The sequence below is a fragment of the Pseudoalteromonas sp. J2K-J979 genome, from assembly GCF_058169715.2.
In genome coordinates, this window is sequence record NZ_CM200281.1 from 2,756,455 (window position 1) to 2,770,584 (window position 14,130).

The 14,130-nt window shown below is 41.0% G+C and carries 11 protein-coding genes; 7 read left to right on the top strand and 4 right to left on the bottom strand.

All coding sequences use genetic code 11. The features are described 5' to 3' along the window. Positions 1-101 precede the first annotated feature (101 nt). From AC3KVK_RS12715 to AC3KVK_RS12740, 6 genes are all read left to right on the top strand, one after another. Positions 102-1,049 carry an ABC transporter substrate-binding protein gene (locus AC3KVK_RS12715; RefSeq protein ID WP_490311540.1) on the top strand — a complete coding sequence of 316 codons (948 nt, stop codon included), beginning with the start codon at positions 102-104 and terminating at the stop codon, positions 1,047-1,049. A gap of 10 nt (positions 1,050-1,059) precedes the next feature. Further along, the gene (locus AC3KVK_RS12720; RefSeq protein WP_490311541.1) at positions 1,060-3,402 is read left to right on the top strand and encodes an ATP-binding protein; all 2,343 of its coding nucleotides are present in this window, start codon (positions 1,060-1,062) and stop codon (positions 3,400-3,402) included. A 121-nt stretch (positions 3,403-3,523) separates the two neighbouring features. Further along, positions 3,524-4,288: a LytR/AlgR family response regulator transcription factor gene (locus AC3KVK_RS12725; protein WP_490311542.1), complete on the top strand. Its 765-nt coding sequence runs from the start codon at positions 3,524-3,526 to the stop codon at positions 4,286-4,288. A gap of 85 nt (positions 4,289-4,373) precedes the next feature. Then, positions 4,374-4,754 carry a BlaI/MecI/CopY family transcriptional regulator gene (locus tag AC3KVK_RS12730; protein WP_490311543.1) on the top strand — a complete coding sequence of 127 codons (381 nt, stop codon included), beginning with the start codon at positions 4,374-4,376 and terminating at the stop codon, positions 4,752-4,754. Positions 4,755-4,769: 15 nt separating this feature from the next. Further along, positions 4,770-6,665, top strand: coding sequence for a M56 family metallopeptidase (locus AC3KVK_RS12735; protein WP_490311544.1), 1,896 nt, complete (start codon positions 4,770-4,772; stop codon positions 6,663-6,665). 39 nt (positions 6,666-6,704) lie between these two features. Beyond that, entirely contained in the window at positions 6,705-7,514 is an 810-nt protein-coding gene (locus tag AC3KVK_RS12740) for a class I SAM-dependent methyltransferase (protein WP_490311545.1), read from the top strand. A gap of 21 nt (positions 7,515-7,535) precedes the next feature. Here AC3KVK_RS12740 and hrpB read toward each other — a convergent pair whose 3' ends face one another. Then, a complete protein-coding gene (gene hrpB, locus AC3KVK_RS12745; RefSeq protein ID WP_490311546.1) occupies positions 7,536-9,959 on the bottom strand; it encodes an ATP-dependent helicase HrpB in 2,424 nt (807 codons plus the stop codon). Positions 9,960-10,039: 80 nt separating this feature from the next. Then, a complete protein-coding gene (locus tag AC3KVK_RS12750) occupies positions 10,040-10,714 on the bottom strand; it encodes a glutathione S-transferase family protein (protein ID WP_490311547.1) in 675 nt (224 codons plus the stop codon). Positions 10,715-10,831: 117 nt separating this feature from the next. Here AC3KVK_RS12750 and AC3KVK_RS12755 point away from each other — a divergent pair, with 117 nt between their 5' ends. Then, positions 10,832-11,377 carry a TetR/AcrR family transcriptional regulator gene (locus tag AC3KVK_RS12755; RefSeq protein ID WP_490311548.1) on the top strand — a complete coding sequence of 182 codons (546 nt, stop codon included), beginning with the start codon at positions 10,832-10,834 and terminating at the stop codon, positions 11,375-11,377. Between the two features lie 275 nt (positions 11,378-11,652). Here AC3KVK_RS12755 and AC3KVK_RS12760 read toward each other — a convergent pair whose 3' ends face one another. After that, on the bottom strand, positions 11,653-12,750 hold the full coding sequence (locus AC3KVK_RS12760; protein WP_490311549.1) for a response regulator: 1,098 nt from the start codon (positions 12,748-12,750) through the stop codon (positions 11,653-11,655). A gap of 138 nt (positions 12,751-12,888) precedes the next feature. Continuing rightward, positions 12,889-14,121 (bottom strand): ammonium transporter AmtB, encoded by a 1,233-nt coding sequence (gene amtB, locus AC3KVK_RS12765; protein ID WP_490311550.1) that lies wholly within the window; start codon positions 14,119-14,121, stop codon positions 12,889-12,891. Between the last annotated feature and the right edge of the window lie 9 nt (positions 14,122-14,130).

Consider the following 14,130-nt stretch of genomic DNA (forward strand, 5'->3'; position numbering starts at 1 on the left):
GGCAGAAATAAAGTATGCGTGCATCAGAAACTGAGCAACAAATTCGAATTTTTAACTCGGGTACTCTATGCTTGAATGAATAAAAACCGCAAGGACATCAAATGGCCCGCTTTGTATTTATCTTTTTGACTTTAATACTATTAATGAGCTGTAGCGAACACAAAAATAAGCCAATCAAAATTGGCATCAATCCTTGGCCCGGTTATGAGTTTCTCTACCTTGCTGATCAACTTGGTTTATACAAACAAGTCGGCTTAGATATAGAAATTATTCAAGTTTCAACATTAGCCGATGTTCAACGTGCTTACCTCAATGGCCAAGTGGATGGATTCACAAGTACATTAGTTGAAGCTGTTCAAATTGAAGCGCTCGGGGCACCTGCAGTCGAAATTATTTTACTACCCGATTATTCCAATGGTGGAGATGTCATTTTAGCCAACCAAAATCACTCCTCAATTACAGACTTAAAAGGAGCCACTATTGGCTGTGAAGTTAACTCATTGGGATTATATTTTTTAGCCCGAGCATTAGATAAATACAACCTTAAAATCACAGATGTAAAAGTAAAAAACATAGAGCAGTCACAGGGGTTAAACGCTTTAAACGAGAACGAAATCGATGCCTTCGTTAGCTACCCGCCTTATTCGCTCAAAATTTTAGAACAGCCACAATACCAACAAATATTTAGCTCTGCTGCCATTCCTACCGAAATATTAGACGTAGTGTCAGTTTCAAAAGACATCCTCCTCGCCAATCCAGACTTAACACATAAAATCCAGCAAGCTTGGAGCTTAGCTCTCAAATATCATCAGCAGCACCCAGACAAAGCCAACCAAATAATGGCACAACGAGAAGGAATAAGCGTCGCGGAGTTCTCAGATACACTGAACGATTTAAAGATACTCGACCTACCCGAGCAAAAAAAAATCGTGGCTTCAGGCCGTGTAACCGAACTGGCTCTATCAGTGTGTCAAACCCTAACGCAAATTGAGTCTATCACTTCAAATTGCGCGCACACTCAAAAAATCATTGACATAAATAGCTTTTAAATAAACTCAAATGCTAAAAAAATTAATGTATCGCCACACCATTTTATTTAGATTGACGGTAATAAATATTACCGTGCTCATTGTTATTTTAAGCGCGATGACTGCAGCCTTTATTAATGAAGCAAAACAGCGTGTAAGCAGCCACACCGAAGCATTCTTAAAGCAACAAGTCCAAGCTACAACACTGGCACTACAAGGAAATTCTTTGATAGGTAATGCGACTCGAGTCATATCCGCAATCGCCACAGACAGTAACATTTTAAGAGCATCACTGATTAAGGCACAAGATCAAAGCATTTTTGCTGATAGCCAACATCAGTTTTTGCACACTTCTATCAATCAAGCATTTAATGCTCATACATTGTCGTTTTTATCACAAGCAATCACTAGTTCACCAAACACAGTTAAAAAAATTGAAGGTGAACACTTTTATTACCTTGCTAAAATCGTCTTAGTTGATCCCGACATCGAGCGCCAACGAAGTTTCTTTATGTTTATCAAGTATGATCTTAGAGATGGGCAGCAAAGTATTTTTTACGAACTAAGTAGTTATTTAATCATTGTGTTATGTGGCTTTAGTTTTATTTTCTTTATTGCGCACTTAACCCAAAAACGCTATATTTTCTCTCCCTTAACGCTCCTAAGCAATGAGATCTCCAACCGCACTCAACTAAAAACTCGTGATGATGAATTTGGTGTATTTATTGATGCGTACAATCTCGGACTCTACACACAACAAAAGCAAGAGCGTGAACTCGCCGAGTCTCGGCGTTATATCGACACCATCACTCATGAAATTCCGATTTTATTGGCATATTTTAATAATGCACGCTGCTTAGAATTTATTAATAAACGATTCTTATCTTGGATCGACAAAACACCTGAGCAAGTCGCAGATATCCCAATAGAAAAATTGCTCAGCCATCATATTCGTACCGATTTAGAACCTTTTTATTCACGCGTTTTAACAGGTAAACAATGCTTTTTTGACTGTGACTTTATCGATAAAGATTTAGAGTTTAGGTATGTAAAATGTACTTTTATCCCTGATACATACCGCGATGGCACTGTAAAAGGATTTTTCATTTGTATTGAAGATATTACCGAGATTCAGCAAAGTAATGAGCGAATTACCAACTACTTGCATGAATTAGAAAATACCAATACAGAACTGGAGGAAGCGCGCTTTGCGGCAGAATCATCCGAAAAAGTAAAATCAGAATTTCTGGCCTGTATGAGCCATGAAATTAGAACCCCAATGAATGGCATTCTTGGCCTATTAGGCGTAGTCCAGCGCCATGCCACAATGAGCCCTGAGCATTATGAAAACATTTCTTTAGCACTCAATAGTGCAGAGTCATTAATGAATATCATCAATAGTATTTTAGATTTTTCAAAAATAGAGTCCGGAAAGTTAGAGCTAGAACGGACGTCATTTCACTTAAAATACGAATTGGATGCAATTCTTGCGTTGCTGAGCTCTCAAGCTAATGAAAAGCATTTGATTTTCAAACAAACCATTGATCCTTCTTGTGATTGTTTTGTGATGGGCGATCCGACTCGTTTACGACAAATCATCATTAATTTATTAAGCAATGCGATCAAGTTTACACCCAATGGCACAGTCACTTTTAATGCTCAACTAAATCAAGAAGATCAACACTATCGACTAACCTGCCAAGTATCCGATTCAGGAATAGGCATGACTCCAAACCAACTTAGTAAATTATTTCAACCGTTTAGTCAGGCTGATAGCTCGACAACACGTCAATTTGGCGGCACAGGGTTAGGTTTATCAATTGTTAAACGACTGTGTGAATTAATGGGCGGATCGATCAGCGTCTGTAGTGAACCCGAAAAAGGCAGCAGTTTTAACTTTCACATTTCATTGGAAATGGGAGAAGATGAAACCACTCAGACTTCTCCCGAACACACTTATGATCGTCATCACTCGGCTCATAAAATACTCTTAGTAGAAGACAATACAATCAATCAGATTGTCGCTATTAAAATGCTCAGCGAGCTCTCACTTGAAGTTGATATCGCTCAAAATGGTCTTGATGCATTAAACATTCTCAAACAATGTGATGACCTTAACCCCTATACACTGATATTAATGGACTGCCAAATGCCTGAACTTGATGGCTATCAGACGACTGAGTTAATCAGAGCTGGCGATATCAACTCGTATTACAGTACCATCCCCATAATTGCAATGACCGCAAACGCCATGAAAGGAGATAAAGAAAAGTGCTTAGCTTGCGGAATGAATGACTACATAAGCAAGCCACTCCAACTAGATGATATTTATCAAGTATTATCGCTTTGGTTATCTAATCTCTCTAAAAACTAATCACTTAACTAACGGCCAAATCAAAATAGTGTTCCTTTTTCATTGCATTATACGAAAGATATCGTATATTAACTACGAGCGACTTCGTATATAAAAATAACATTGCGAATCTAAGGAGAAGATGATGTCCAAATTTACCGTGATTATTGCGAGTTCATCGAATACACACATAAACCTCATTAATGATTGCATCAATGATGATAGGCGTTTTGAATTAGCCTGTGTCACACATCACAGCGACGAAATAGTTGATTTATGCAGCAACACTCAGGTTGATCTGCTGATCATCAGCGACACATTGTTTGAACAACTTTCAGAGACAGAGCGTTTCAAGCACTTACCAATCCATACAAAATTAGCGTTCATCTCAAACTCACCCAAATTTGCGGCACACGCATTCGAGTTCAATACAATTGATCTAATGCCGCTTCAATTAACAAAAGATCGCGTGCACAGTATGTTTAGTAAGTTTGCTAAAACAAGCGAGCCCCTCTACCTAAATCATTTAAAACAAATGCACTCCTTACTGCAACAAGTGAAACATTACGGATTAGAGACTGAACAAATCATCGTGAAAGAATCCGGACGGATCCGTATCATTGATACCAATGATATTGAGTGGATTGCGGGAGCGGGTAACTATGTAGAACTTCATTTAGGGCAAGAAACTCGACCAATTTTACATCGTGAGACATTGTCTTCGATGCTTAATAGAATGGCCGTCCACGGCTTTGTCAGAATACACCGTTCGACACTCGTCAAAAGGCGCAGCATAAAAGAGCTGAAGCCCACTGAGAATGGCGACTATTTACTCACACTAAAAAATGGTGCATCTCTTAATTTATCCCGTCGCTACAAACAAAATATGACAGGGATCTTGTGCTAAGCACTTTTTTACGATTGATTACGAACAAGTTCGTATGATAGTGTATCAAAAATAAGCACATGCCGTGCGAGGAACGAACAGCGTTATGAGCAAACAAAAGCCAGTACCCACAACGACAGAATTAAATTTACTTAACATTCTTTGGCAAATTCAGCCTGCGACTGTTAAGCAAGTGCATGAACATCTAACAAAAACACAAACATCGGGCTACACCACGGTACTAAAGATGTTGCAAATAATGCACGAAAAGGGCCTTGTTTCGCGAGATGAAAGTCAACGTGCCCACCTCTATCAAGCCTACGACTCACAAACTCAGACGCAAAGCTCTATTATAAAAGATTTGCTCGGTAAAGCGTTTGGCGGCTCTAAATTTAACCTTGTGCAACGCGCACTCGGCGAAAGTGCCAGCAAAGATGAAATTGACGAAATCCGTAAACTACTTGATTCATTAGAAGAAAAAAAATAAGAAAGGAACATCAACATGGATGTATTAGCGCATGTCTTAGACAATCGCTTTTTTCAATTACTCGCTTGGCCATTAATACATTTTTTATGGCAAGCCTGTGTGATTGCTGTGCTGGTGTATGCAGGCCTTAAACTCATAAATAATCGCCACTCAAAACTACGTTACTGCTTGTGTTTACTTGCACTTTTACTTTGTCTATTTAGCCCCTTTGCTACATATCTAACGATTGAATCAGAAATACAGATCAACGAAGTGGTGAGTGTGCAAGAGTTAACCCTAGTTGAAACGCACTTACAAAATATGACTACCACCTCTTCCGCCCCCCTTTTAAATCAGTGGTTAGATTACACACCTTTATTATCATTACTGTGGCTGATTGGCGTGTGCTTTTTCAGCGTGGCCTTGCTGTTGCAAATGTATCATACTTATCAACTCCCTAAGATGAATACCATCGCCCCAAGCATTGAGTTACAGCAGCTGTTTTCCAATCTTATTCAAAAGTTTAGGGCCAACAGACATAGTCGTTTATTAATCTCTATGACCGCTGAAGTACCTATGGTCATCGGCTGGATAAAACCAGTGGTGTTACTCCCTTTATCTATGAGTTCTGGATTAAGCCTCCAACAAGTTGAAATGTTATTAGCACATGAAATTGCGCATATTAAACGCTATGACTATTTAGTGAATTTTTTACAAACATTAGTCGAAGTTGTGTTTTTCTTTCACCCAGCAGTACATTGGATTTCAAAGCAAGTTAGAGCCGAGCGTGAATATTGCTGCGACGATGCGGCACTTTCATGTTGTAATAACCCGCTAGCCTATGCCAACACATTAACTCAAGCTGAAATGCTTAGGCCCCATCATATTCCCACTTTAGCCATGGCCGCATCGGGGGGAGACTTAAAAAATCGAATCTTACGAGTAGTCGATCATCAATGTACGCCTAAAAATACTTTTAATAGTGACGCTCTCGTTGCTGTCGTGGTTTTATCTTTGTTAAGCAGCGCTTTTTATAATCAAAAAAACCACGACCCAGAACTGAATCTGCCGACCCTGACCAGTATTGACACCGCACCTAATGATCAGTTAGAGCCAATAGGGACATTCGATAGCCCCATTGAGCCAACAGCACCGCTTGCAAATACCAACCACTCTGAACAGAGAAAAGTTAATCATTCAATATCGACGCCGCGACTGGCCGCTCAATCGATTCATTCAGACACTGAAGAATCATTCTCTCCCGTCGCTCAGCTAACTGCGACCCAAGGTATCAAGGAAACAGCACTTGAGAATGAATCTCCGACACCAGTGAATCAAGTCGATAGCAGCCCCAGCACAGAAATGCTAATCACAACACGACCTGTAAGTATTGATGCCGAGCCGGAAAAAAATTCAAACGTTATACTTACCCAAAATACAGCTCATTCAAGCGTTTCAGTAACGCCCCCCCCCTCACCACAGGCTGAACCAACATTACCTGCGCTCGAAAAAATTGAGCCGCCAATTTTAACAACGACAAACACACCGTCCTCTGCCGTGTTGAAACCACAACAACCAAAAGAGATAGTCGCTAAAAAACCACTACCTAAACTCAACGAAAACTCAGCACCTGAATTAATTCATTCACTGCCGGTTGAAACACCCAAAATAGGTTTTAGACGCAAAGATCGCGTGTCAGTCCAAGTGACATTTACGGTCGATACACAGGGTAATGTAAATGGTTTTGAATTTGAAAATGGCGCTTTGGCATTTCGAAAAGCGATCAAAGAGTCGGTGGTCGATTGGCAATTCAAACCCGCAGTCACTGATGGACAGTTCGTCGCTGCCCGAGTGACTCGAGAGTTCATTTTTACTAAACCTGAATTCTATGATGATCTCCCAACCACAGGAACTAGAATCAAACGCTATTAAATGTAAAAATACCTTCCCATTTTTTAGCGTACGATGTACATGATTATTAATCCAGCTTGGCGAGTTTTAACCATTGGCGATGGTGACTTATCTTTTTCTGCCTCAGTGTGGCAGCACCACCGACCTGCACATCTCACAGCAACCGTGCTCGATAGTGCCGATGTGCTTTGCACTAAATACCACCACAATCAGCTGGCATTTTTACAACAGCAAGCGGTGAATGTACTCACAGGCTTTGATATCACCGACCCAACAAGCTGGGGTGACATTAAGCGCCATCAATTTGATTTGGTCATCTTTCAATTTCCGCTCGTCCCTAACTTTACCGATGCCGCAGACTATCAGCGCTATTGCCAACATATTAGTGTCAATACGCTCAATCGCATCCTGCTCAGACAATATTTAATGCATTGTTTTTCGACTTTTTTGGATCCCCAAGGAGCCAAACTTGCGGTTATCACTTCAAAAGATGTTAAACCTTATTTACACTGGCAAATAGACACCACATTGACCAACCAAAGCAATATTCAATTTCTCGGTAAACGTCAATTTGAAATTAATCAATTTCCAGGTTATCAAATCAGAAATGTCGATCGCGACAAACACGTAAAAGACACCCAAGGATGGAGCTACTTTTTTAGTACTGAGCCTGCACACTCAATAAAAAGTGAGCTCGACCAACCTATTGATTATCAGCTTGGTTGTTCGCTATGCAGAGTCAAGTTGTTATCCACCGCTGATGAACAAGCGGCCCACTTTAACTCAAAGCGCCACCGAGAAATGCTCAACTTTGAGCAGCAATGGCAATGGGCCTTGCAGCACCATCCAGCTATCCAACGAAACAATTAGCCGAACCTCCAGGTTACATTGCTACATCCGACTTTTAACCCGGTTAGTCGCCACACTTGTGGCGGGTTCGTCTGGCCAAAAATGTTTTGGATACCGCCCTTTCATTTCTTTTTGCACCTCTTTATAGCTGCCTTGCCAAAAACCAGCCAAATCTTGGGTCAACTGAAGTGGGCGACCCGCGGGCGATAAAAGCGCCATGAGTACTGGTATTTTACCTTTGGCGATCTCAGGACTTTGCAGCCAACCATACACCTCTTGCATACGCACTGATAACTTTGCAGGCCCATCCAGTTGATACTCTAACCCAATTGCGGAGCCACTTGGTACTTTCACTTTCGTCGGAAAAAGTTGCTTGAGCTGATTTTGACTTTCCCAATCAAGCAAATTACTCACTATTTCAAATAAGGTTACTTTCTTTAACTGTGAAAATGTCGTGATATTCACTAAATATGGCGCTAACCACAGGTTTACATTCTCTTTTAGATAAGTATCTGAACACTCATTAAATAAATCGGGAAAATGTGTTGCCGCCAACTCCATCCGGATCAATAACTGCTGGCACCGTTCATACTCAGTAAACAACCCTAAACCCTGTTTGCTCACCAAGTTTAACCAAGCTTGCGTCCGAAGCTGTTCATCTATATTTGCTTTATTATCTTTTCGCTCAACAACAAGCGCCCCTAACATTAAGCGATTTTCAGCGATAAATCGCTGCGCTTTTTCATCAAACTCACACACATCGCCGCGCTGAAATAAATGGGGTAAGTACTGTTGCAATTGTGCTATTGCCACAGGGGCTGCACTAAAAATTCGCTGTCCTTTATGCCCTCCAAGTTCAGCAATAGCCAGATACTCATCTTGATACCAGTACCCCTCAAGCGCATCAGCCCCTGCACCGTTCGCCAACTGATACCCTTGACCTCTGCGCTTTGCAATTCTATCCGGGTAAGCCATTGCCACGAGTAAGCCTAAGTTTTCGGTTTCAAGCGAGTCTCGACCTTTTAAACCAAAGCGTTTTAGCCACGCCTTTAAGCTCAATTTAAATTGCGGATGAGTTAAATAATGAGTCGTTTGTAATGCCAATGCCAGATCTGGGTGCTTACTGACTCGAGACTCTAACAGCGCCACTAAATAAATGGCTAACAGCAGGAGTTGAGGCTGCTCAGCATGTAATGCTTGAGCCTTCAGCAACATATGCGCTAAACGAAGATCAGTACCAAAACTTAACATTTGACGACCAAATGGAGTAACTTTGTGCTGATTATCAACGGCTTCAAGCATAATCAGCACTTGCCATGCCTGCTGTTGAGCTATGTTTGAAGGGTAATCGAGTAAAGATAGCTCTGCAATATCACAACCCCAAAGCGATGCTTCTAACAATAATTGACTAATATCACTGCTTAATATTTCAGGTACATCGTGGGCATCTCGGCGCTCAAATTGTGCTAAAGAGCCCAACCGATACACAACCCCTGGCTCTAACCGCCCTGCTCGGCCAGCACGTTGCACCGCAGATGAACGTGATATGTGTGCAGTCACCAGCTCTGTTACTCCTGTTTTGATATTAAAATGTGCTGCACGTTTACGACCGCTGTCGACCACGATGCGAATACCTTCAATCGTTAAGCTGGTTTCGGCAACATTAGTGGTTAAGACTATTTTGCGTTTACCTGATGCAGCTGGCGCAATCGCCGCTTGCTGCAGGTGTTTGCTTTGCTCACCAAATAATGTCAATACTTCAATGTCAGCGGGCAGGTCCATCAACTGCTTATATACGTAATTTATTTCTCTTTGACCTGGTAAGAACACTAAGCAACTTCCAGGCTCTTTCACTATCGCTTGTTTGATGATCGATGGCATTTCAGCAAGCCAGTTACTCTCATCTTTGAGAGCAACATAGTGCTCAGAAATTGGATAACTGCGCCCTTCACATTGGATCAAATGGCAGTCAAACTGCTGTGCTATCCGCTGCGAATCTAAAGTTGCTGACATAATTAAAATGGCCAAATCTTCACGAAGCGCCGCCTGACATTCCAAAGCAAACGCCAACGCAGTATCTGCGGCTAAAGATCGCTCATGAAACTCATCAAAAATCAGGCAATCAACACCATTAAGTTCAGGGTCTTGCTGGAGCATCCGGGTTAATACCCCTTCAGTCACAATTTCTAACTGAGTCTGCTCGCTGATATGCTGCTCATTGCGTATACGCAAACCAATGCTTTGCCCCAAAGGTTCTTGCTGGCAATTCGCTAAAAAATACGCAATGTTCCGCGCCGCAAGTCGCCTAGGCTCTAACATAATAATACGTTTAAAATGTTTATCTCTAACAAGCTGCAGCGGTAACCATGTTGATTTACCCGCGCCAGGAGGGGCTTGTAATAAGGTGACAGGATGTGAGTGGAGTTGCTCAACGAGATCGGAATAAATAGTCTGAACAGGAAGCACGGAGAAATAACTTTACCAACAAAAAGATACGCTATTGTAGCGCTAATTAGTCGCTCGCCCAACCAATTAGCGCAATGCTTTTACACCAGAAAACTCGGTGGTAATAAAATTTCAGCCACAAATGGGAATGCTAAATACCGTGTTAAATACTGATTTATTAGCACATACTCTGTAGTTAAATTGAAGCCCTCAGGCAAATGAGAAACATAAAAAAGCATTGGTAAAAGTAAGGCATCTGCAATGCTAAATAACGGCCCATTTAAAAAAGGTAAGCCCGCCCCTAAAGCCTGCTCAACTACCTTTAAAGCTTCATGAACACCACTTTGCTTTTGTTTTGCTACATCATAACGAACTGTACCACTTTCTCCTTGCGGGAACGCAAATTCTAGAACGTATTGACGCATTAACGAACGGTTAATATCAATGGAAATCATCGCACACCAAGCATCTTGTAAAGCTCTCATTGCATTATCATCACTTTGCAAGTGCGGGGTCGGAAACTGCAGATCAAGATATCGACAAATACTGGCGGTTTCGGGTAGCACTAATTTTTGATGCAACAATACAGGTATTTTTCCAAATGGGTGACACTGGTGGTGCTGCGACGATTTGAATCCTATCGGTTGACCCTGGTAGTCCAAACCAACACTGTAATCGAGATTTTTATACGCACAAACAAGCATGACACTTCGTACAAAATGTGATTTTTCTAACCCTAAAATATGGACTGTGCGTGTGTTATTACTTTCTGACATATAATTCACTCCTGTGTTTAATCTGAGTGCTAACTTACGCAACTTTAAAATATGTTAAAGAACATATTTTAAAGTTATGCTTCAATAGGCATTCCAATAAAATCAGAGGAGCATCTTATGGCTTGGCAATCGACTCACAAGCACAATACAAAGCAACGCATTCTTCTAAGTGCTGCAAAGCTTTTTACTCAACATGGTTTTGCTTTAGTTTCAATTGATAATGTCATGCAAGATGCTGGCTTAACGCGCGGTGCTTTTTATGCCCATTTTAAATCTAAGAGCGAGCTGTATCAGCAAGCATTGTGCACCGCGTCACTAGAAGCCCAGGCACGAATAAGCCCAGCCCAACACTCGGATCTGGCCACGCTTGCAAAGCATTACTTAAATGAAACGCACCGCAACAGTGGAGACAAACAAATGTGCCCGCTTGCGGCCTTGATTTGCGATATCAGCGCACAAGATCACGCAATCAAACACACCTACACTGAGTTATTCAAAGGGTTTTTGAACCATACCGAATCAAGAGCAACAAACCGTACTCATGCATTGCAAGCGAGTGCTTTATTGATAGGTGGACTGGCATTGGCTAAAGCACTCAATGATGAAATGCTTGCCAAAGAGTTAATGGCCGCTTGCCATCAAGCAATCAGTCAACTCACTTAATAGATACCTTATTGATGAGTAAGTACTTACAATTAATTTAATACCAAATAAAAACTTGCAAAAATCATCTCGCTGAGCCGTGAAATTTGATACAAATAACCAGACAATTGAATCCTTAATAAACACATACCCAACCGAGGATTATTTAAAAACACTTGACTGCGCTTTGCTTTCTATTACTTAGATAGCTGCTTAAGGGGTGGTTATTTAGGTGGAAAGCCCCTCAATTCACCTTACATAAAGAATTACGAAAATCAACAGGGTTTACTGAACCTTTAACCTACATGCTTTTTGAATTGTGCCATCACCTCTTCAAGATCATGGACTATTTTAAAGTGCTCCAGGGCCATTTCTTCGAACTTCATTAAAGTTGAATCAGTCACTTCTGTCAGCGATTTTTCTTCATCATCCGTCAATTGCAGTTGATTAAACACTTCAAAAAACAACCAAGATTGTTGAGTTTGGATATGATTGGTTTCTTTATTAAATTCGTGCATCCTGAATTTTACTAAATCAAGCGCCTCAGAGACTTTAGAGAAATACAACTGCTTCATCATATCTTTATTTATACTGACTAAATGATGCTCAGCGCACTCTACATAAGCGGTCAATACATCAATTAGTTGCCCTTGTTTAATTTCATCGTCAGGGATATTTTTAATCAGCATACTGATGTTTTCAGTTTGAAAAAAATAGCGTCGCCCTATTTTTAAAATTCGATCTCCTTTTTGCATCGCCAAGCACATTACTTCTTGTTCTAATCCCGTTGCAGCATCTTCAGGGCTATCCCAAATTGTCAGCCCCTTATTCTCATTAATAGCAATGGCTGCTAATAAATTAAGCTCACTGAGATAATGAAAAATAGCACTCAAAAAACCCGTTATACTGTGAGTCGTTAAACAAGAACGAATTGCACGTGCCGTGTGACCCCATACAAATGAATCAGACATCGCCACATACACGGCTTCCGTAGACGCTTGCTCTGCTAAAGCAATCTGGCGATATTTAGCCTGAAACTTTAATGCTTGCTCTAATTTAAAATTTAGCATCGCAGGCGCACATTGTGTTTTATCAATCCAGTCAATTGCACCGCTATTAAAAGCAGCCATTTTTTTATCAAGCTCTTTCGAGGCGCTTAAAAAAATAACAATTGGACGCTCAGAACGAGATTTGAGCTGCTCTGAAATAACCACCCCTTCTCCATCAGGTAAATGGTAATCCAATAGCACAACATCAAAATGTGTGCTTTCTAAGCATCGTTGACCTTGTGCTATGTTGTGAGCTATTTCAGTCTTATATCCTTGACCTAATGATAAAACTAATAAATCACATACACTCTCATCATCTTCAACAATAAGTACTGACACAGCCATAAATAAACCCTCAAATAGAATTCATTAAGCTTAGTAAATATCTTAAAAAAACCCGCCTCATAATTGAAAAAAACACATCAATGCCTCTTAGCAAAAAAAAGCCCGTCTTAACAACGGGCTTTTTTATAAGCTGAGTAATTAGATGTTACTGCGCACAGTTACAAACTCAGGGTATGCGTCAACGCCGCAATCATGTTGATCCATACCATTAATTTCTTCTTCTTCAGAAACACGGATCCCCATAAACTGCTTCAGTAAGGCCCAAGTAATAAATGACGCAACAAATACAAAGGTAAAAATCGTTGCTGTCCCAATCAACTGATTAATAATCGTCGCATCTGCATTAGACAGCGGCACAAGCATGAGCCCTAAAATACCGCACACTCCATGAACAGATATTGCACCAACAGGATCATCAATTTTGAGCTTATCAAGTAACACAATACTAAATACCACTAATGATCCCCCTAATGCGCCCAGCAATAAAGCCAATACAGGAGTCGGTGATGCAGGCTCAGCAGTGATTACAACTAAGCCAGCAAGTGCACCGTTTAACACCATGGTTAAATCCGCTTTACGCCATAAAATTTTACATACAAACAACGCAGCTATCGCTCCTGCAGCAGCAGCGGCATTGGTATTGACCATAATTTTACCCAGCGCCGTTGAGTTCTCGACATCAGATAAGAGCAATTGCGAGCCACCGTTAAATCCAAACCAGCCCATCCATAAAATGAACGTTCCCAATGTTGCTAATGGTAAGTTTGAACCTGGGATTGGGTAAATCTCGCCATTTTTACCATATTTACCTTTACGAGCACCTAATAAAAGAACCCCCGCTAATGCCGCTGATGCACCCGCCATGTGTACAATGCCAGACCCTGCAAAATCAACAAAGCCTAACTGAGATAAAAAGCCCCCTCCCCATGTCCAATAACCTTCTAGCGGGTAAATAAACCCGGTGAGTACCACAGTAAAAGCCAGAAATGCCCATAGCTTCATGCGCTCAGCAACAGCGCCAGAGACGATTGACATCGCCGTTGCAACAAAGACCACTTGGAAAAAGAAATCCGATTCTAAAGAGTGATTAGCATCTGCAGCTTGCGACCCAATCAATCCACCAAACGATGGGATGATGCCGCCTTCAGGATTATCCACATACATAATGTTATAACCCACTAACAAAAACATAGTGCACGCAATGGCATATAAAGCCACATTTTTAGTTAAAATTTCGGTGGTATTTTTCGAACGCACTAAGCCCGCTTCTAACATCGCAAAGCCTGCCGCCATCCACATCACTAAGATACCTGAAATCAAAAAATAAAACGTATCCAGTGCAAATCGTAATTCTAATACAGTGTTTTCCATTATATTCCC